Source organism: Enterococcus sp. 9D6_DIV0238, from assembly GCF_002174455.2.
Taxonomy (GTDB): Bacteria; Bacillota; Bacilli; order Lactobacillales; family Enterococcaceae; genus Enterococcus_L; species Enterococcus_L dunnyi.
Genome location: NZ_CP147246.1, coordinates 1,033,105 through 1,054,456 on the forward strand (window position 1 = coordinate 1,033,105; position 21,352 = coordinate 1,054,456).

Annotated in this window: 17 protein-coding genes and 1 pseudogene; 3 read left to right on the forward strand and 15 right to left on the reverse strand. The window is 37.7% G+C overall.

Annotated elements, in window-relative coordinates:
- Window positions 1–303: 303 nt before the first annotated feature.
- Window positions 304–1,515 (reverse strand): NAD(P)/FAD-dependent oxidoreductase, encoded by a 1,212-nt coding sequence (locus A5889_RS04905; RefSeq protein WP_087641188.1) that lies wholly within the window; start codon window positions 1,513–1,515, stop codon window positions 304–306.
- 33 nt (window positions 1,516–1,548) lie between these two features.
- The gene (locus A5889_RS04910) at window positions 1,549–2,454 is read right to left on the reverse strand and encodes a prenyltransferase (RefSeq protein ID WP_087641187.1); all 906 of its coding nucleotides are present in this window, start codon (window positions 2,452–2,454) and stop codon (window positions 1,549–1,551) included.
- Window positions 2,455–2,580: 126 nt separating this feature from the next.
- Between A5889_RS04910 and A5889_RS04915 the strand changes: the two genes are divergently transcribed.
- Window positions 2,581–3,561, forward strand: coding sequence for a polyprenyl synthetase family protein (locus tag A5889_RS04915; protein ID WP_087641186.1), 981 nt, complete (start codon window positions 2,581–2,583; stop codon window positions 3,559–3,561).
- 67 nt (window positions 3,562–3,628) lie between these two features.
- Here the strand turns inward: A5889_RS04915 and cydC are convergent, their stop codons facing one another.
- From cydC to A5889_RS04960, 9 genes and pseudogenes are all read right to left on the reverse strand, one after another.
- Window positions 3,629–5,386, reverse strand: coding sequence for a thiol reductant ABC exporter subunit CydC (gene cydC / locus A5889_RS04920; RefSeq protein WP_176372840.1), 1,758 nt, complete (start codon window positions 5,384–5,386; stop codon window positions 3,629–3,631).
- The gene (gene cydD, locus A5889_RS04925; protein ID WP_087641184.1) at window positions 5,386–7,116 is read right to left on the reverse strand and encodes a thiol reductant ABC exporter subunit CydD; all 1,731 of its coding nucleotides are present in this window, start codon (window positions 7,114–7,116) and stop codon (window positions 5,386–5,388) included. Before cydD ends, cydC begins: the two co-directional genes overlap by 1 nt.
- Window positions 7,113–8,138 carry a cytochrome d ubiquinol oxidase subunit II gene (cydB, locus tag A5889_RS04930; RefSeq protein WP_087641183.1) on the reverse strand — a complete coding sequence of 342 codons (1,026 nt, stop codon included), beginning with the start codon at window positions 8,136–8,138 and terminating at the stop codon, window positions 7,113–7,115. The genes cydD and cydB overlap by 4 nt, the downstream gene beginning before the upstream one ends.
- Entirely contained in the window at window positions 8,135–9,550 is a 1,416-nt protein-coding gene (locus A5889_RS04935) for a cytochrome ubiquinol oxidase subunit I (RefSeq protein WP_087641182.1), read from the reverse strand. The genes cydB and A5889_RS04935 overlap by 4 nt, the downstream gene beginning before the upstream one ends.
- 389 nt (window positions 9,551–9,939) lie before the next feature.
- Complete coding sequence (locus tag A5889_RS04940; RefSeq protein WP_087641180.1) at window positions 9,940–10,227, reverse strand: hypothetical protein; 288 nt, start codon at window positions 10,225–10,227, stop codon at window positions 9,940–9,942.
- Window positions 10,228–10,719: 492 nt separating this feature from the next.
- Window positions 10,720–11,265 (reverse strand): NADPH-dependent FMN reductase, encoded by a 546-nt coding sequence (locus tag A5889_RS04945; protein WP_087641179.1) that lies wholly within the window; start codon window positions 11,263–11,265, stop codon window positions 10,720–10,722.
- A gap of 275 nt (window positions 11,266–11,540) precedes the next feature.
- A complete protein-coding gene (locus A5889_RS04950; RefSeq protein WP_087641178.1) occupies window positions 11,541–12,233 on the reverse strand; it encodes an aspartate/glutamate racemase family protein in 693 nt (230 codons plus the stop codon).
- A gap of 25 nt (window positions 12,234–12,258) precedes the next feature.
- Window positions 12,259–12,681 (reverse strand): annotated as a pseudogene (locus A5889_RS04955) (VOC family protein).
- Window positions 12,682–12,720: 39 nt separating this feature from the next.
- On the reverse strand, window positions 12,721–13,038 hold the full coding sequence (locus A5889_RS04960; RefSeq protein ID WP_087641177.1) for a hypothetical protein: 318 nt from the start codon (window positions 13,036–13,038) through the stop codon (window positions 12,721–12,723).
- A 223-nt stretch (window positions 13,039–13,261) separates the two neighbouring features.
- Here A5889_RS04960 and A5889_RS04965 point away from each other — a divergent pair, with 223 nt between their 5' ends.
- A complete protein-coding gene (locus A5889_RS04965) occupies window positions 13,262–15,985 on the forward strand; it encodes a serine hydrolase (protein WP_087641176.1) in 2,724 nt (907 codons plus the stop codon).
- 340 nt (window positions 15,986–16,325) lie between these two features.
- Here A5889_RS04965 and A5889_RS04970 read toward each other — a convergent pair whose 3' ends face one another.
- The 4 genes from A5889_RS04970 to A5889_RS04985 all read right to left on the reverse strand — a co-directional run bounded on the left by A5889_RS04970 (window position 16,326) and on the right by A5889_RS04985 (window position 20,887).
- Window positions 16,326–18,320 (reverse strand): ABC transporter permease, encoded by a 1,995-nt coding sequence (locus A5889_RS04970; RefSeq protein WP_087641175.1) that lies wholly within the window; start codon window positions 18,318–18,320, stop codon window positions 16,326–16,328.
- A gap of 2 nt (window positions 18,321–18,322) precedes the next feature.
- Complete coding sequence (locus A5889_RS04975) at window positions 18,323–19,081, reverse strand: ABC transporter ATP-binding protein (protein ID WP_087641174.1); 759 nt, start codon at window positions 19,079–19,081, stop codon at window positions 18,323–18,325.
- 107 nt (window positions 19,082–19,188) lie between these two features.
- On the reverse strand, window positions 19,189–20,208 hold the full coding sequence (locus A5889_RS04980) for a sensor histidine kinase (protein WP_087641173.1): 1,020 nt from the start codon (window positions 20,206–20,208) through the stop codon (window positions 19,189–19,191).
- Window positions 20,201–20,887, reverse strand: a complete 687-nt coding sequence (locus A5889_RS04985) for a response regulator transcription factor (protein ID WP_087641172.1) — start codon at window positions 20,885–20,887, stop codon at window positions 20,201–20,203. Before A5889_RS04985 ends, A5889_RS04980 begins: the two co-directional genes overlap by 8 nt.
- 145 nt (window positions 20,888–21,032) lie before the next feature.
- Here A5889_RS04985 and A5889_RS04990 point away from each other — a divergent pair, with 145 nt between their 5' ends.
- Window positions 21,033–21,347 (forward strand): hypothetical protein, encoded by a 315-nt coding sequence (locus A5889_RS04990; protein ID WP_087641171.1) that lies wholly within the window; start codon window positions 21,033–21,035, stop codon window positions 21,345–21,347.
- The last annotated feature ends 5 nt before the right edge of the window (window positions 21,348–21,352 follow it).

The following is a 21,352-nucleotide window of genomic DNA, read 5'->3' on the forward strand; positions in this document are numbered from 1 at the left end:
TGTTCTTTGAACAATAGTGAAACTGTATGCGTTAGCTGATGTGATCGAAGCGAAGGCCTTTAACTCTAGCATGTTTCATGCGTAGAAGTTAATGAGATCGAAACGAAGTGTAGAGTAGTAGTTACTTCTGCTTCCAGCATTTATTCGTTTTAAAAAGGACTGAGTCGTAACTCGTAGAGTTATGTCCCAATCCCTTCAGGCCCTAAATCTGCATAAACGGCGAGAAAAAAAGCAACTCCTTCTTATTTTTCGGAGCTAAACGCTTTTTGTCTCAACCGCTTTAACTGGTAATCATTCTATTGTTTAACGATAAAAATCAAAACGTCCTTTAGCAAGCATTTCTTTGATGCCGCCTGTTTCAAATAGTGAACGGTCCATGATCGCCTTTTTGATCACAGAAGCCGGATAGCCTTTGACTTCCATTTTTCCGACTTCACCGAATGCATGGCTATTGCCGATAGAAGCCACAGATCCTAATGATTTGAACGTAAATTCTTTTGTTGGTTCACCTTTTAATTGCGCTTTGATGTTTTTTCCTGCATGCTCTCCCATTTTAAGAGAAATTTGTGCAGTTGTTGGATACGGACGATTTGATTCTTTGTCCATGACAGCAGAACAGTCACCAATAATGTATACATTACTATGCTCAGCATCTGTCAAATCTGGTTGAACCATCACACGACCGCGTTTTGCTGCAAAGCCAGAATCACCGACCACATGACTGCCGCTGACACCAGTTGTCCAAATGATCGTTTTTGCTGCTAACTCTTTTAATTCATTGGTTTCCTGATCATCTAAATAAACTACTGTATCTTGTTTGATTTCTTTGATTGGTTTGCCAACTAGGAAATTGACGCCCCATTTTTTTAGATGATCGATCCCGTATCCGCCTAGTTTTTCACTAAACATCGGTAACAGACGTGTAACTGCCTCGACACAGTATAATTGAATTTTGTCAGGTTCAACTCCAGCCACTGCCGCAAGTTTCTTTTTCCCTTCAACTAGAGAACCTAATAGCTCGATCCCAGTAAAACCGGCACCGCAGACAACGATCTTCAAGCAATTCTCATCTTTTGTTTCTTTATAAACCTTCATTTGCTCTGTTAAATGTTGGTAAACTTTTTCTGAAGTAGGAATATCTACCATTTTTAATGAAAATTCTTCCACACCAGGAATTCCAAAAGACTCAGATTCGTAGCCCAATGCTACGACTAAATAATCATAAGAAAGTGGTGCTTGATCTTTTAGGTGAACCTCTTGATTTTCACTGTCGATCTTTTCTACTGTTCCTTGTACAAAAGTCGTACATGCTGATTTAACTACATCCTTAATTGGATAAGTGATCCGCTCAGAAGTTTGGATCCCAGCTGCAACTTCGTGAATATCTGTTGCCTCAAAGTGGTAATCATTTTGATCCACTAATGTGATCTTGATGTCATCGTTTCCTTTTTGTAATTCATGCAGCGCTCTTAAGCCCGCATAGCCAGCGCCTAAAATAACAACGTGTTTGCTCATGTTAAAACTCTCCTTTTGACCTGTTTGATTTTATTATTTAAACCACAATCCTATGGCAAAAAAAACAACTTGTGAAAAAGCACCGACAGCTAAAATTTTGACTGCGCAGATAAATGTCTTCGTTTTGATTTGTTCCTTTAAAAACAGTTTCGTTTGTTTCCAGGTAAACGGGACCGTGACGATCATCAATAGCATCGTGATTGGTGTCAGACCTAAAAATACACTTAAAATGATCGAACTGAAAGCTACAATGATCAGACCTACAAATAAACGAAGCGAAACCTTTTTCCCTAAATAATGAACCAGGGTAAAGCGGTGATTCATCTCATCTTCTTCCAAATCACAAATATTATTGGCTAGCATCAGATTAGCGATCAAGCATGTATTTGGCAATGCCACTAAGAAGATACTCCCTAGATTCGTCAGTGTCCATTGAAACGAGTCAAAGGTATTGATGTAGACACAAATCAACATGATCATAAAGCCCATCGTAAAACCGGAAAATACTTCACCTAAAGGTAAACTAGACAGTGGCTTAGGTCCCGAAGAATAAAAAATTCCAATCAAGTAACAGTATAAGCCCAGCCACAACAAAGGCCAGCCCACGATCACAGATAAACCAATGCCTATCAATGCAGAAATAACGATCATCCAAATGATCCAACTGCGAATCATCGATAATGATAAGTTTTCCCGTCCGATGATATTGGTTTTTTCCTTATAGTCATGCCCTTCTTTTGCATGATGATAGTCGTTATAATTATCTAAAATATCGACAGCCATATTGAAAATGAACATCGCAATAAAATAGATCAATACATAAAATAAATGCAAATTCTGATAATGATACCAACTAAAACAAATGCCTAAAAGAAAAGGTAACACACTAGCTGTTTTTGCTTTAAGTTCAACAAGTTCAAAAAATACTTCTTTATTCAAATTATACTACTCTCCTCTTTTAATATTTAGTTTTATGCTCATGAAATAATTTACTGTATTTCTTAGCCAACTTCGTATACAATCAATAGTATTGAACAATTGAACGACCGAAAGGATTATTATGCTATGAATGAGTTTTGGAAAGATTTCCCTGTGATCCAACAACAATTGAATGAAACCTGTGACCTGATCAAACACCAAGTGAAAGTACGCAACAAAGATATCGAACAAGCATTGATCGATCTGACTTGTTCTGGCGGTAAATTATTACGCCCCGCTTTCTTTTTCTTGTTTGCCCAAATTGGTGATAAACAAAAACAAGATCATCAACAACTACTCAAGATCGCCGCATCGATCGAAATTTTGCATATGGCCACTCTTGTCCATGACGACATCATTGACGATTCACCACTAAGACGCGGTGCTGCAACGATTCAATCTCGTTATGGTAAAGATATCGCCGTTTATACAGGTGATTTACTATTCACTGAATTTTTTGAATTACTAGCAGATACAATGAATGGTTCTGATTTCTTACATACAAATGCTGTTGCAATGAAACGACTATTGCTTGGCGAATTGGATCAAATGCACACACGCTATAAAAAAAATATCACTGTCTTTGATTATCTACGTAGTGTCAACGGCAAAACTGCTGAGCTATTTTCTCTAAGCTGCTTAGAGGGGGCTCATTTCGGCTATGCCAATAAAGAAATCCAGCGTTTAGCTGCACGTATCGGCCGAAATATCGGCATCGCTTTTCAAGTTTATGATGATATTTTAGACTACTCGGCTGATAGCAAAACATTGAAAAAACCTGTTTTAGAAGATCTAGCCCAAGGCGTCTATACTTTACCTTTGATTTTTGCTATACAAAAAGCACCTGAACACTTCTATCCTTATTTAGAGAAAAAGTCAGACATTTCAATAGAAGAAGCTATCGAATTAGGTCAACTGGTCCACAAATATGATGGCGTGACAGATGCCAAAAATTTTGCAAAAAAAGTGACTGAAAAGGCGCTGTTCGATATTCAAAAATTACCTGATTGTTTAGGTAAAAACCAACTAGAACAGCTAACACAACTGTTGCTTCAACGTTCATTTTAAGCGACTGCAAAAAAAGAAAAGTTCGAGGCAAAGCTCAGAGAGTTTTGCCTCGTCTTTTTGTAAAAAATCAATCGGTGGTCATCCCTCGATCAATGGCATACAGTTGTTGATAATGTTGATTCGTTGCCAATAATTCTTCCGGTGTCCCACTCATTTCCAAACGCCCGTCCTCAATAAATATCACTCGATCCATCATGTGTACCCCTTGTAAGTGATGGGTGATCCAAATGATCGTTTTATCTTTCAGAGTTTCAAAAAAGGTATTCAGCAATTGCTGTTCAGTGATTGGATCTAGACCTGTCGTTGGCTCGTCCAACAAAACAATCGGTGTATCTTGTAATAAAATCCGTGCCAAAGCCAATCGATGACGCTCTCCACCTGAAAAACGCAATCCTGCTTCGTCAACCATCGTTTGTAAGCCTTCCGGCAATTCTTGAATCATTTCTTTCAGTCCCACACTATCCAGAACCTGCCAAACCTCTTCTTCAGAAGCTTCTTCTCGACCAAGGCGAATATTGTTTAAAATAGATGTTCTAAATAGATATGGTGCTTGATGAATCACACTGATCGATTGCGTGATTTGATCGCCAAAATCGGTCATTGGAACATCTCCCAAAGTGATTGTTCCTTTACTTGGACGCAAATCTCCGCGAATCAAGCTAGCCAATGTGCTTTTTCCAGAACCGCTTCGTCCTAAAATAGCTAATTTTTCTTTTGGCTCGATCTTCAACGTTAGATGTTCTAAAACAGTATGTTCTGCTTGATCATATGAAAAGGAGATATCGTCGATGACTATTTCCGTATTTTTAACTTCTAGGTCTGTGACCTTTACTGTTTCACTAATTTCAGGCAGATCATTCAGACGTTTGATCGAATCTTTGTAAATATTGGTCTCTTGTGCAGCATCTGGCAACGGCGCAAAGGCATCGATCAATGGAAAGACCGTCAATACAAACGCTGCGATCCAATTTGCCGCTCCACCATGATTTCCTGGAAAACGCATGCTCGCCCATGCTAAAATAGCGATCGTGATGCCCCCAAAGATTACTTGAAGAACAAAATCACGGAACCGATTAAATCGTTTGATCTGTTCATCTAATTCACGCAGCTTCGCTTCATCTTTTTCATATGAATGAACGAATTCATGTCCTCTTTGACTGAATACCCAATCTGAGACACCCAAGATATTATCCGTCAATTTCTTATACAATTCATTTTTAGATACTTTTTGCTTTTCCTGTTTCGCGCCATTTACCAGCACAGAAACCAAGGGCAGTAAGAACACAACTACGCCAAGCATCAACAACATGCATAGCCCGAACCACCAGGAAAAAAGACCTAAACCGATAATAATAAAAATGTATAACAACCAGGCGATCACTGTGGGAAAAATCGTCCGCAAGTATAAATTTTGCAAATGATTGATATCTTCTGAAAGCAAGCCAAGAATATCTCCCGTTTGATATTTTGATTTAAAGAAAATCGCATCTTTCTCTAAAACCAAATACAGCTTCAAACGTAAATCAGACGTCATCTTTAAGACCCAGTTATGACTGACCAGACGTTCAATGTATCGAAATACTGGACGACTGATCCCAAAAGCCCGCGTCAAAACGATCGGAATATAGATCATCAAAATATTTTCAGGAAGCGAAGCCGCCCGACTGATCAAATAACCTGAATTGAACATCAAGGCACCCGCACTGAAAAATGTTAAAAAGCCTAGGAACAAAGCAAGATACAACAGTCCTTTGTACTTTTTCAAAAACGGTTTGACCCATTGATCTTTCCTATATAATTCTTTATTCGTTGGGGTATTTTCCATTATTCTGTCCCCCTCATTTGATTCATTAATCGTACATAATAGCCATTTTTTTCTGTTAATTCAGTCAATGTTCCTGCTTCTACAAGCTGCCCTTTATCCATGACCAAAATATAATCCATTTCAGCCATCCAATGTAGACGGTGAGTAGCAAAGAATACCAAATGATCTTCCATCAACGGTAACATTCTTTCTTTTAATTCAACTTCTGTTTCAATATCTAAATGAGCTGTCGGCTCGTCAAACAGCAAAACACGGCGTTCCTGATCTAAAAAGGCTCTCGCTAAGGCGATTCTTTGTGCTTGACCGCCACTTAAAACTCTGCCGCTTTCACCGATCATTGTATGAATACCCTGAGCCAAGCTCGAAACTAGTGCTTGCAGTCCAACTAATTCAATTGCGGCTGCAACTTGCTCATCCGAAGCATCCGGAGTATAAAAGCGGACATTGTTTGCCAGCGTATCCTGAAAAATATACGGTGTTTGAGGAATATAAACCACTTGTTTTTGCCATTCTTTTTGCTGAAAATGAGGGAGTTTCTGTCCATCGATCTGAATTTCCGTTGTCGCCGTGTCAGGCTCTAAAAAACCACTTAAAACATTGATCAATGTTGATTTGCCCGAACCACTAGCACCAATGATCCCAATTTTTTGATACCCTTTTGCACTAAAATTCAGGGCTTTTAAGGCTGGTTGAGGCGCTTCTTCATAGCTATAAGTCAATTGTTCAACTGATAGCTCGCTTAACGCCGTCCAGTCCTCTAAGGACAAAGTATCTGTTTCTTCGACTTCTTTTAAATCCAACACTGCCTGGATCGCTTGGAAAGAATTTTTTCCATCTAATGTTGCATGATAATCACTGGCAAAGTCACGGACAGGTAAAAAGAATTCCGGTGCTAAAATCAAGGTCGTCAAGGCAGGAAAAAGTAGAATACCGCCTTCCAACAAACTTAAACCTAAAAAAACCGCAACAACTGCAACGGACAATGTAGTGAAAAAGTCCAAAGCAAAGGTAGATAAAATGGCAATTTTAAGTGTACTCATTGTCGCACGTCTAAAACGCTCACTCGTATTGTAAATGCTGCCGGCGTATTTTTCACTCAACCCGAATAATTTTAGTGTATCGATCCCTCTCAATGAGTCGATAAAATGATTCGACAACAATTGAAAGGCTTTATACTGTTTATCAGCTTTACTTTGTGCCGCATACCCTAAAATGATCATAAAAATAATAATCATTGGAAAAACGACCAGCAAAACCACTCCAGAACGAATGTCCAGAGTAAAAATAAAAATCAAGATCAACCAGGGAATGATCATCATATTCATGATTTTCATCAAAATCAAATGAAGATAATTTTCTGCCTGACTGATTCCTTCAAGTGCCATCGTGACCATATTACCAGTCCCATTTTTTTGAACGACTGTTGGTCCTAAACGAAAGATTTTTTGCAGCAACTGTTCTCTCAATTCACGTGAACGATCATAGCTGAAATGATCCAGTTTTTTTTCTCGTACATAGGTTATAACATGTCTGCCCGTATAAAATAAAAAGAAAAGAAGGATCGCGGACAACTGATCATGAAGCTTGCCGCCTTCCCAAAGTCCAACAACTGCTTTAGCTAAGTAAAATGCCTGCCCGATTATAAAGACTGCTTGCAGGAAAGAAAAACCTGCAAGCAAAATCATCGTCTGTTTAATTTTAGGCATCTTTAAGATGGCTTTATCGATCATCCTTCATACCCCAAAGCAGCGATTGCCGGATGTTTGATTCGTTTTCTAAAGATATAGTATGACCAAGCAGTATAAGCCAATACAAATGGTAAAATCGTCAATGACAACCAAGTCATTGTTTTTAACGTATACGGGCTGCTTGATGCGTCTTTGATCAAGATATCGTAATAACCTTCACTGCCGATCATCACACGTGGGAATAAACCGCTAAACAATAAAGCAACCAACACAACAAGTGTTAATCCGCTGGCAATAAATGCTGCCATTTCTTTTTTCTTAAAGACACTTACATTCGCAACTACTGTCAAAATAACGATTGCTAGAACAAGTACTAGCGTCACAGCAAAATGATTGTCAAAGAAATCTGTTTTGAAGTACAACAATGCTGCAAATACAACTAGTCCAACATATAGCACCCAGTAAAAGAATGAGGCATAATTACGTGCACGTTCTCTAACCGGTCCTTCTGTTTTCAAGGTAATATAGTTTAATCCATGCAAGTAGCATAATAAGGTCAACGCAACACCACCGACTACAGAAAAGACATTGATATAGTCAGTAAAAGTTGCAGACATATTGCCATCGACATCTAAAGGCATTCCTTGGACTAAACTGATAAATAAAATCCCAAAGAAAAACGGTACTATGAAGCTTCCAATTGAAAGTGTCCAGTTCCACATTCTACGTCGTTTCCCATCAGGCATCCGATGACGGAATTCAAATGACACGCCACGAATGATCAAACCAACTAAAATAATGAATAAAATCAAGTAAAAACCGCTAAATAGTGATGCATACCAGTATGGAAATGAGGCAAACATCGCTCCACCTGCTGTTAGTAACCAAACTTCATTACCATCCCAAACAGGTCCGATCGTTTGGATGATTTGTTCTTTTTCTTCTTCATCATGTGCTAATGTTTGAACGGACATTCCGACACCAAAGTCAAACCCTTCAAGAAAGAAGAAGCCTGAAAATAGAATACCGATCAATACAAACCATAGTAACTGCAACGTACTCATCCTTCAAAGACCTCCTTATCGAATGGATCTACTTCAGTCGCATTCGCTTGTGCTAATTTCTTTTCTTCATAATCAGGACCTTTTTTCAGTTCAACAGTGATCAAGTAAACCATCACAGAACCAAGACCTGCAAAAAGAATAAAGTAAATAATATTTGAAGTTAATAACGAAGCGACAGAAACGTTTGGTGAAACACTGTCTTCGATCGTGAACAATCCATAAACAGTCCAAGGATAACGGCCCAACTCTGTGATCAACCAACCTGTCGTATTTGCTAAGAATGGTGCAAATGTACATAAAGCAACGATCCAAACCATCCAGCGTTTTTCATAAAGCGATGGTTTTTTCTTGCGGGTAAAGAAAAGCCCTAATGCTGAAACCAAAAGCATCAATACACCGAAACCGGCCATTACTCTAAAGCTCCAAAATAGTGTATTGACTGGCGGGAAGTAATCTCTATCGCCATATTTTTCAATTAAATCTTTGTTCGCTGTTTCCATTCCATCAACAGAACCAGACAGACTATTATAAGATAAAATACTTAACACATATGGAATTTGGATTCCGAATACTTGTTTATGCTCTGCTTCGTCAGCCCAAGCAATCAACGTCCAGGCCGCAGGATCTCCAGAATCTTCATATGCACCTTCCATTGCTGCAAATTTCATTGGCTGTCCTTCGATCAAAGCTTTCATTTGTAAGTCCCCAGCTAATAATACGCCTAAAGACCCAAACAATGCGATCCACATACCGATACGCATAGATACTTTGTGGAAGCTGACATCACGTTTTTTCAAGATTTGGAATGCTGCTAAACCGGCAACGATCATTCCGCCCATTACGACAGCACCAGCCAATACGTGGCTAAATTCATACCAAACTTTTGGATTGGCGATCACCGCACCAAAATCGATCAATTCTGCCCGGCCATTGTTCAGCGTATATCCCACTGGATGCTGCATGAAACTATTTGCCGCTAAGATCCAGAATGCTGACATCATTGACCCAAATACAACCAACCAAATAAATGTCAAATGTAGTTTTGGATTTACTTTATCCCAAGTAAAGATCCACAATCCTAAGAATGTTGATTCTAAAAAGAATGCAAGCAGTGCTTCGATCGCTAAAGGAGCGCCAAAAATATCTCCTACAAATCGTGAATAATCAGACCAGTTCATACCAAACTGGAACTCTTGAATAATACCTGTGACCACACCTACTGCAAAACTCAATAGAAAAATGTTGCCCCAAAACTTCGCCATTTTACGATAACGCTCATCTTTTTTCACTACATACATCGTTTCCATCACTGCAACAACAAGTGCTAATCCTATCGAAAACGGCACGAAGAAAAAGTGAAAGACTGTGGTCATCGCAAATTGGAACCTAGCTAATGATACAATATCAAACATCAATAATCCCCCTTGTTTTTACTGTCCACACACAAAGAAAGAAGCCGATTCTACTCGAACGAAGAGTCATTTGTACAGTTGGTTGGTTCTGCAAAATGAGATTCAGACCGCGAATAAAATAAACTTACTTATTACTAAATGTGAAAACTGTTTTTATTAAATTTAGAATGATTCCAATTTAGAGTATACTCTTTTATTTAGAAAATTCAAATGTTTCCGTTCATTTCTCATCAAAAGATGTATACTTTTCTTGAAAAAATCAGAAAACGAATGAAACTTCTCATAATCGGAAAAAATATCGTGCTAAAAATGACGATTTCGACCGATAAAAAAACGAATTCAGCTGAGCTGACTGTCAAAATTATTCTCGTCTATCTTAAGATTCCTTCTCATTCCTGCTTTGGATAATCCATGTACTTATATACTTTTTTTATTTTATCTTGCTTTATTTTAGTGATTTTTTCCTCTGAGAAACACTTGATCGCTCCTTGCTTTTCCAGCTCTTCGATCATTGCAGTCAGCTGGTAAAATTCAGTCAACATTTGCTCTTCGTTCGATTCATCCACTCTAGAAGGATGGTGGTCTTTAAAACCAAAACGAATTGCTTTTGATAACGCTTGTTGAACTTCGGCACATTCTTCCATTGCAACTAAAGCTAAGTACTCATTTTTTTTCATCTGCTCACCTCTTTCTTAAGTCTTGTTTCGAAAATGGTCTTGATACATCTGAACAGCTTCTTCTTTTAACACACCACTCACCACTTGTGGACGATTTGGGCTCTTTAAAAAAGTTTTTCACTACCGATCATGATATTAAAACCTGCTATCGTCGCCAACTCATCATGAGAGAAACGATATAACATCCGACCTAAACGACTCCAAACGTAACTTTTTCTACCCAACCAAAGTATAACATGTCTAACAAAAAAAGTGTGAAACAAAACGAAAAATCCGCTTTGTTTCACACTTTAAAATCAATAAACACTGGAAGCAGAGGCACTAATACATTGTGCTTCGATCAGCTCAGCTAACACATACAGTTTCACTGCTGTTCAAGGAACAAAGTAAAGCCAATAAAATTCTAAGTGCTGAAGTGGCAAGAGTTAAAAGCTTCTGTCCCAACCTCTTCAAACTGATTACTGCAATTTCTAGGGTGCAGAGAATCATTCCCTAAGCAAACTTAGCAGCAAATTCACTGAATTGTTTACCCACACTTGCCAAGAAATCTTTTGTGCCCTCATTGTTAGGTTCAAGATTTTCATCAAATAATTTATCAGATTGACCGATGTACACTTCTGGTTGTTGCATTGTCGGCATATCTAAGAAAACTAATGATTGACGTAAAACGTGGTTAGCTAACACTCCAGAAATTCCTGAAATCGATTGTGATGCTACTAACGCTGGTTTACCACCCCAAACGCTTTGACCCCAAGGTCTTGAAGCAACATCCAGTGCATTTTTCAATGCTGCTGTAATACTTCTATTGTGTTCTGGTGTTACAAAGATAAATGCATCTTGAGCCGCTACAGCATTTCTAAATGTTGTATATGCTTCTGGAGAATTTTCATCATAATCTTGGTTGTATAATGGTAAATCTTTGATGTTCAAAAATGTTACTTCTGCATCTGCGGGAAGTCCTTTCACAATCGCTTTAGCCACTGCTTCTGAGTATGAATTCTTTCTAGTTGATCCTACAATTACACCATATTTTGTCATAAGTCTATTCCTCCAAACACTTACTAAAAGTAAGTTTATTTTATATACAGAGTATACCCCCAGTTTCAAAAAAATTCAAGCATAAAAATTTAAATAACGAAATTATTTTTAACTTTTAGATCAAACATACTCATTAGCAGTTTAAATAGCGTATGATCATCTATATAAATAACAATAGTTATCTTTCGATTTATATTTTTATCCATTTACTTAAGAAAAAAAAGACAACAAACATCCATTTTTGAATATCTGTTGTCTATTCTATTACCTACCATTTAATCAGCTAAGGAATAAAGAGCCGCACTTTCAGCATGGATCTTTGTAGTATCGAATAGCTTGACCTTGGTATCTTCTTGCTTGATCAGCAAGCCTATCTCTGTGCAGCCTAAAATAACTCCTTGGGCCCCTTGCTCTGCTAACTGATCGATGATCGTCACATAACGTTCTTTAGATTCTTTTCTGATTTTTCCTAAGCATAATTCTTCATAAATCACTTGATTAACAAATTCAACATCATCCTTAGTAGGAATCATGACTTCTATCCCATGTTCGATCAATTTTTCCTTATAGAAATCCTGTGTCATCGTATATTTAGTTCCCAATAAAGCAATCTTGCTGATTTTATCCCTTTCGATCACTTTTCTTGTTTCCTCTGCAATATGTAAAAGCGGGATCGAAATGACTTGTTCGATCATTGGGGCAACTTTATGCATTGTATTCGTACAAATGACGATACAATCTGCACCGGCATTTTCCAGCCTTTTAGCTTCACGAGCCAAAAGATTTCCACTTTTCTGCCAATCTCCTATCGCCTGAAGATGCTCGATCTCCGCAAAATCTACACTAGATATCAGACACTTTGCTGAATGCAGTCCACCTAATTTTTTTGAGATGATTTGATTGATTGCTTCATAATAGCTGACCGTACTCTCCCAGCTCATTCCACCTAATAAACCAATGATTTTCATTCTCTATTCTCCATTCTTTTTAGAATCAATCGATACTTCCATTCATTGGATGATCTTCATTAAATTGAACTAAGTCCCATAAATTGCCATATAAATCCTTGAATACTGCTACAGTTCCATAATCTGCTTGCTTAGGTTCTCGAACAAATTCGATCCCTTTTTCAAGCACCTTTTGATAATCTCTTAAAAAATCATCCGTACCTAAAAATAGAAAAACTCTACCACCTGACTGATTTCCGATAAACTCCTTTTGAATCGGCTTTGAGGCTTTTGCTAATAAAATAGTCGTCCCTCTTGAGCCTTTTGGTGACACAACGACCCATCTTTTGTCTTGTTTGGGCTAGTAGGTATCTTCGATTAAAATAAAATCTAGCTGCTTTGTATAAAAATCGATCGCTGCATCATAATCCTCGACAACTAATGCAATATGTACAATCGCTTGTTTCATTTTTCTACTCTAATCTACTCTTTTGAGTCTAGCTGTTTATTAATCACCTAGCAAAAAAATCAAAAATAGACACCCAGCAAGCATTAGCGCAACTAATAAAAAATTCACTAATTGTTGTTTTGTTCCACCGACATAATCTGGTGATTCATGTTTATAGGTTGGGTTAACACTTTTGATATTGTAATCTAAGGTACTTCTAGAAAAAACATCCGATGGCAGCATGAACCAGAGCATGACTGCATATACACCACCTATGATATATAATGCGTGAAGCTTTATAAAAAAACTAATAATAAAACCAATCAACACTGGTATCGCTATCAACAAAAAAGAAAACAATACTCTTTTCCTATTCATAAAAAAACCCCTTTTCATTTATGACATTCTTTCTCAACATTTTAAATCCTTTTAATAATCTATTATATCATTAAATTTTTCTTCACGTAATATTCGTTTTCTCTAATTTATAGCTATTACCGTAACAAACTGATTTTTGTATTTTACTTCTAACTTATCCTAGTTAAAAAAAACAAAATAAATTATAATTATGATATATAAAAAAAAGGATGGTTATTAAAAAATGAAAAAGTTTGTTTGTCTTCTTTTAACATGCTTCATCTTTCTTGCTGGAAGTCCTAAAGTAGAAGCCACGACAGTGGAATCAAGTGAATCTTCCAGTGAACCAAGCTTTACTGCTGAGCAGTCAACTGCAATAGAAAGTACGACGCAAGAATCAGATACAACTGCTACTACAGAAAAAGAGGGTATCCAGTTGCATTTTTCAATGCTTTTTGGGGAAAGCTGGACGACCTCAATTGATGAACAACAGCCGCTTCTAGGAATAAAAGCAAGCCTTTCCGATCAACATTTGCAAACGATACCAAATGGAATCACTTATGCACTCGAAACGACTGATGGAAAACAACTGAAAGCAACTAATGGAGAGACACTGCATTTCAAAGAGCACACACTTAAAAATATCTCCTTCACTCTTTCCAATGAACTAGCAGAGAATTATACGATCAAGTATCGTGTTTATTCTGATGAAGAACAATGGTCAGAATGGAAAAACGACGGTCAACTGGCTGAAAAAAGCGACCAAGCAACACATATAAAAACGATCGATGCTCTTTTAGAAAAAAAAAAAGAGAACCAAACTCAGACGTCCACTTCAGAAATAGAAGAAACACCGGTCGAACCAGAAAGAGTTCCTTCCGTCTTCTATGAAAGCCATATCAAAGATCTCGGCTGGCAAGCACCTGTAAAAGATGGCGCCATTTCTGGTACAACAGGAAAAAAACTACGACTAGAAGGGATAAAAATCACTCTTGAACCCTCAGAACTTTCTGGTGGAATTTCTTATAGAACACATGTAAAAGACATCGGCTGGCAAAATTATGTGACAGATGGAGTTATGGCGGGAACAACAGGAAAAAAACTGCAAATAGAAGCTATACAAATGAAGTTAACTGGTGAGTATGCTGAAAAATTCGATGTGTACTATCAAGCTCATTCAGCTCAATTCGGTTGGCTGGACTGGGCAAAAAATGATCAAATCGCTGGAACTACAGGCTTTTCATTTGATATGCAGGCCATTCGAATCAAACTTGTTCCTAAAGATGGAACAGCTCCTGGGGCCACAGATCATCCAGTTATGGTTGCACCCAAGCTCAGTTATCAAACACATGTCCAAAAAATTGGTTGGCAAAACTATGTAAAAAATGGCACTACTTCAGGGACAACAGGTCAGAATTTATCAATCGAAGCATTGAGAGTCAAACTTGAGCAACCTGCGTTAAGCGTCGGAGCTTCTTATAGAGCGCACGTGAAAGACATCGGCTGGCAAAGCTATGTGAATAATGGACTGACTGCAGGGACAACGGGAAAAAAATTACAAGTGGAAGCCGTTCAATTGAAACTGACTGGTGAGTATGCTGAAAAATTTGATATCTATTATCAAGTTCATGCAGCAAATTTTGGATGGCTGGATTGGGCAAAAAATGATCAAATTGCTGGCACTACAGGCTTTTCATTTGGTATCCAAGCCATTCGAATCAAACTTGTCGTCAAAGGTCAGGCAGCGCCTGGAGCAGTGAAGAAACCTGCAATCAAAACGCCTAAATTAATGACCCAAGCTCATGTAGGAGGCATTGGCTGGCAGCCTGCTGATACCAGCGGAAAAATCGTTGGTACAACAGGGAAAAAACGCCAATTGGAAGCTCTTAAGTTTAGTATCCCCAACTCCGATTTAAGCGGATCGATCCAATATAACAGTCATATTAAAAATATTGGCTGGCAAGGATTCGTTGCTAATGGTGCTCTTTCTGGAACTACAGGTAGAAACCTTCAGATCGAGGCTGTTCAACTTCGTCTAACTGGTGACTTAAAAAAATATTATGATATTTATTACCGAGCCCATGTGCAATCGTTTGGTTGGCTAGGCTGGACGAAAAATGGTGAAAAAGCCGGCACTTCTGCTTACGGTTATCGCATGGAAGCACTTGAAGTGAAACTTATCCAAAAGGGAAAATACACTCCTCCACTTTCAAAAAGCTACCAGCAAAATGATTATGCAGATAAACTAAAAAAAGTACAGCATTTATTGAATACAAAATACAACAGCAGCAGCTTAGGTATTTATGTTATGCCGGCTAACGGAACAGGTTCTGCTTCCATCAATCCCAACACTGAGTTTGTTGCAGCAAGCACAGGAAAACTCCCAGGCATTTACTATACACAGAAAAAATTGAATTCTGGTGCAATGAAATTATCACAGCCGCTACTTTACACCCCACAAGTGAATTCATTCAGCGGTGCTTATTCTCCTGCCGGAGCCGGTATCATGCCTAAATATGCTGACTACCAATTTTATACCGTTCAAACAGTACTTAGAAATACAATAAAATATTCCGATAATGTTGGTGCTAATTTCTTAGGTTATTATTCAGCGAATCAATATGATAAACCTTTCCTGAACGAAATAAACGCCCTTACCGGTAGAAACTGGACTAGCTGGACATTAAGAGCCAGCGCTAAACAAAATGCACAACTGATCCAAGCCATTTACAAACTCGGCGGGGTTGCCAACCAATATTTACAAGATACTGTCTATGATGATCAAAGAATCCCTAAATATTTACCTGTGAAAGTCGGACATAAAATTGGTGATGTAGACGACTATCGCCACGATGTTGCGATCGTCTATGCAAAGAAACCGTATATTCTTAGTGTAATGACAAAAAACTATGTCTCTTATGAAACGATCTCGATTCTCTCAAAAGACATTTATGACATCATGAAATAACTCTCAGTGATGTAAAATCAGCAACTATAAGAAGAAACTAAGACAAAAGTATTTAGACCTGTGAACAAAGTCCTTCAATTCTTAGTCTCTTTGATCCTTAGAGATTTGTGTGATCGGAACCAAGTGAAGTAGACATGTGTAACACTGATTATCTGAGATGAGTCTCTGATGAAAAAGCATCAACTCATTCCTCATCGTATTTTACGGCACTTTCAATTTGTTTCCGAAAGAGCCATTTTTTCTCGCTGTATATTCAGGATCAGAGCCCAACACAAAACTAATTTGTAGTTTTGTGTTGGGCTCTTCTTTTTTTATTCTACATAACAAATTCAGCAGTTGCCTACCCTGTTACTTTTCGCTCAACGATTTGATAATATACTTTAGACGTTTGCCAGTACATCAGCAAATAAAGAAAGAAAAAGCTAAATACTGTAAGGAAGCAAACCAGCATGAAAAACTTCCAGTCAGTCAATCCAAATAGAACTAATAATTTTCGCATCAGCGGGAAAGCAAAAGCTAAGTGCAGCGCCGCTAAACCAATCGGGAAAAAGAAAACCATCAAGATCTGACTACGAATCGTCTGCTGCACCTCTTGATGACTCATCCCCACACGTTGCATGATATCGTAACGACCTTGATCCTCTGTTCCTTCTGACATTTGCTTATAGTAGATGATGACTCCTGCTGCCAATGTAAAGGTTAGACCAAAAATGATCCCCATAAAAAGAAAGCCGCCAATAAACGAAAGAGAATCTTCTCTGTCTAAGTCGATTGAAGAAAAATCAAGCTCTGTTGATTGCTGATTTAATAATTCTCGTGCAGCAGTTCCGAATGCTAAACGATTTTCTTTACTTCCTTCAAGATTTGCATAAAGAGAATAGCTTACACCTTTTGCACTTTTTTCAGGTAACGAACTGATCAATGCTGCAATCTGTTCTTTGTCTTTGAAAATCATAAAAAACGTATCGACCAACCCATAATCACTTTGCTGTAAAAAATCGATCTTATCGATCTGTTTCTTGATCTTATATGTGTGATCTGCAATAGAGATCGATGCTTTTTTATAGGTTCCTGTCAACATATAGACAGCAATTTCATTATCTGATAAAGCTATTTGTTCCCCTGTTAATCGATCATATTCTTTCTCAGTGATGAAGGTGAACATGGCCGAATCAACGAATGCTGTCTCCCCCATTTCACCAACAAATCCTTCATAGATGCCTGTTGCTTTCTTAGACAATAGTACACTATTATCTACCTGCAATAATTTATTGTCATGCAATTTAACATCCTGTTCCTCTGCTAGATGGACAAGTTCATTATTGATACTTTCCATCTGTTCTTTAGTGAATTGTTGACCACTTGCCCCTATCGTCATATCAAATGGATTACGATTTTGCAATACATTTTCCATACCAAAATATAAGCTTGCTGTCGTCGCTATCGTCACCAGCACCATCGTACAAAGAATACAAATACTTGCTAGACCAGCCGCATTTTGTTTCATTCGGTAAATCATACTTGAGACGGAAATGAAATGATTCGGTCGATAATAGTAGCGTTTGTTTTTTTTCAAGCTTTTCAAAATTGCAATACTGCTTGCCGTAAATAATGCATAAGTTCCAATAATGACAAGAACCACTGCAATAAAAAAGAGATAGATCGCACTGATCGGAGATTGGATCGTTACAGATATATAGTAACCACTTCCCACACATAGGAGTCCGATGATAGCCGTTAACACTTTCGTTTTAGGTTCTTTTTCCCCAGATTTTGAGCCTTGAAGCAGTTCAATTGGATTAGCTAAACGCAGCTGTATGACATTCCACGAGAAAAGCAGAATATAAATGATAAAAAACAACCCAATGACATAGAGGATACTTTGGAACGAAAAATCATAGATAAACTGCTCTCCGAGTTGGGTTATTTTTTTTAATGCCAAAAAACAGAATTTAGAAAATATAGACCCAATGATCGTCCCACAGACAATAGTAATAAAATAAGATAAAACCGTTTCGCAAAATAGCATATGTCGTAACTCTTTTTTGCCCATCCCTAAAATATTATACAGTCCGAGTTCTTTTTTTCGTTGCTTTAGCAAGAAACTATTCGTGTATAGAGAAAAAATGATCGTAAAAATCAAAATCACATACTGCCCAAAGCCAAAAAGCTGTTTCGCTGATTCAGCTGATGGTAAAGTATTCATCCCTTTGTTTTTTACTAAAACCTGTAAAATCACATTAATTACAACTAAAAAAACCATTGACAGTAAAAAAGGGAGATAGATTTTTCGATTTTTTTTCAAATTGGTCAACGCTAGATCAACATAGAACATCCTCAGACCTCCTTCGTTAATAATGCCGTCATCGTTTCCGAGATCATCGTTAAAAATTGATCATTCGTTTGATGCCCACGGTGCAGCTGGTTGAACACTTGACCATCTTTAATAAACAAAATTCGATTGGCATGACTTGCTGCGACAGAACTATGAGTAACCATCAAAATGGTTTGCCCATCATCATTCAGCTGCTGAAACATCGCTAATAATTGAGCGGAAGTTTTCGAATCTAGTGCGCCGGTCGGTTCATCCGCTAAAATAATATCTGGACTGGTAATGATCGCTCTAGCCGCTGCAACTCGCTGTTTTTGCCCGCCTGACAGTTCATAAGGATGTTTATCCAGTAAACCAACCAGGCCTAGCTTAGCTGCTAAAGGCGCTATCCGCTTTTCCATCTCGGCAACCGAGACCTTTGCCAAAACTAAAGGTAAAAAGATATTGTCCCGTGCTGTAAAAGTATCCAGCAAATTGAAATCTTGAAAGACAAAACCTAGGTGATCTCTACGAAAGGCTGCTGAATCCTTCTCTTTAATAGCTGAAAGACTACTTCCATTCAATAATATTTCTCCAGAGGTCGGTTTGTCTAAGGTGGCTAAGAGATTCAAAAGTGTACTTTTCCCAGAGCCAGATTCGCCCATGATCGCTACGTATTCTCCTTTCTCAACAGAAAAGTTGATCTGCTTCAACGCTTCCACCTGATTACCGCCAAACCTTGTCTGGTAGGTCTTTTTTATATTTTTGACATCCAATAACTTCATTCGCCATTTCCTCCTGTTCATTACTTATATCTATCATAATGCAGGGCAAAAAAAGATACTACTTACAGATAAAAAACCAAACTTACGATATGGTAAGTTTGGTTTTATTATTCAACTTGAAACTGCTCCTGTGGAAAACGGATAAAAACTTTCGTTCCATTACCGATCTCAGATTCGATCGTTAAGACTAATCCAATTTTTTGAGCGATCTGTTCACTCATATAAAGTCCTAGCCCTGTCGCTTTTTGATGTTCCCGTCCATTAAATCCTGTATATCCTTGTTCAAAAACACGGGGTAGATCTTCTGCTAAGATGCCAATACCAGTGTCTTCAATCACTAAAGACTCGCCTTCAAAATAAATTCTGATTTCTCCTTGATTTGGAGTATACTTGATCGCGTTGAACAAAATTTGCTCAAGGATAAAGGTAAACCACTTTTCATCACTGATCACTTTTTTTAGGTTTGAAGCTATCGTGATCGTTAAGTTTTTTTGAATAAAAAAGCTGGCATATTTCTTTACAGTCAAATGGATCAAGTGATCTAGATCAAGTGTTTTTATAACTAAATCATTATTTACATGATTCATTCTTAAATACTGCAACATCATATTCAAATATTCTTCGATCTTAAACAGTTCAGCCTTCATTGTTGAAGAAGGCTCAGGTTGAGCCTGAACAAGAAGATCCAATGCAGCAAGCGGTGTTTTGATTTGATGGCTCCACATACTATAATAATCGATCAATTGGTTGTTTAATTCTTCACTAGTTACTTCCACTTTTTCCTTTTGTGCAACAGCGGTCAAAAAAAGGTCACGATAATCGGCTTCAAGTAAGGACCTACTGCCTTTAGGCAATAAAGAAAGTTGACTGGAATGGAAGTTTGGATTTTTTTTCATACGTAATAATTCTCTATGCACACGACGATAACGAAAAAAACGGCCGATGGAAACAAGAACTAAACAAACAAAGGTAAACGCCGCTCCATCAAAAAATGGTTCTAAAGGAATTTCCCAAAGATAAAACGTGCATAAAAAAATCAGACATAAGAGTAGATACCCGCCATAAAGTAAAATACGCTCTTTTAGAAAAGATCGAAACAACTGAAGCTCGTCGAAAAATTTACTCATTGGTATCCTCCAATAAATAGCCTTTGTTTTTTACCGTTTGGATCGCTTTATCCAAGCCAATAGCTGATAATTTCTTTCTTAAGCGAGTCATATTGACAGCTAATGTATTGCTATCGACAAACTCATCGCCCTCCCAGAGCTTTTCCATGATGTCTTCACGAGGAACGATTTTACCGATATGCTGAAATAACAATAATAATATTTTACTTTCGTTTGGTGTGAGTAAAACGGACTCATTGCGCCGTTTGACAACATTTTCCTGCGGATTTAGTTCATATTCTGTATAGTGATACTCCTGTTGATGTTGACCAAACTGATAGCTACGACGGAGTAAAGCCTGGATTTTCGCCACTAAAACAGAAAGATCAAATGGCTTAGGAATAAAATCATCTCCACCAAGATTCATTGCCATGACCATATTCATATTATCATTAGCAGATGAAAGAAAAACAATTGGGACCTCTGAATCTTTACGAATTTCCTGACACCAATAAAAACCATTATAAAACGGCAATGAAATATCAAGCAAAACAAGATCTGCTTCAAACGCTTGAATCTCTTGATCGACATGCTGAAAATCCACTACACTGCAACAACTAAAGCCCCATTGAGTCAAATGCTCTTCCAGCACTTTTGTGATCACTGGATCATCTTCAACAATGAATATTTTCTGGTTCATACCTATCCTCCGTAATCCTTCTATTCATTTCTATTCCCTATTTTAGCATTATTTCCTATTAATAAAAAATCAGTCTCAGGTCGGGGGCTTTTCCTTGCTCTTTCTGTCATACTTAAGATATCAAATGAAATTCAGGAGGTATATAATGAAAATAAATGGGGCTGCACTTGTTGGGTTATTATTTTTAGATTTGATTTTAGTTGGATTTGGTATTGCGTTGATTGCACTTATTTTCTCTTTGTGGGTCGTCGTCTACTCTTTTATCGCTTCACCGTTTTTAGTCATTGGTGCACATTTCCTGCAGTTACAGGAATTCACGCTTTGGCGCATCGTTTTAGGAGCAATCCTTGCAGCGCTTAGCTTTACTGTGATTTTACCTTTTGCAAAAACTGCTACCAGCAAAGTGAAAGCATTGTTTATCCAGTATTTTGCTTTTCATCAACAAAGTTTGTATAAATAAGCTTT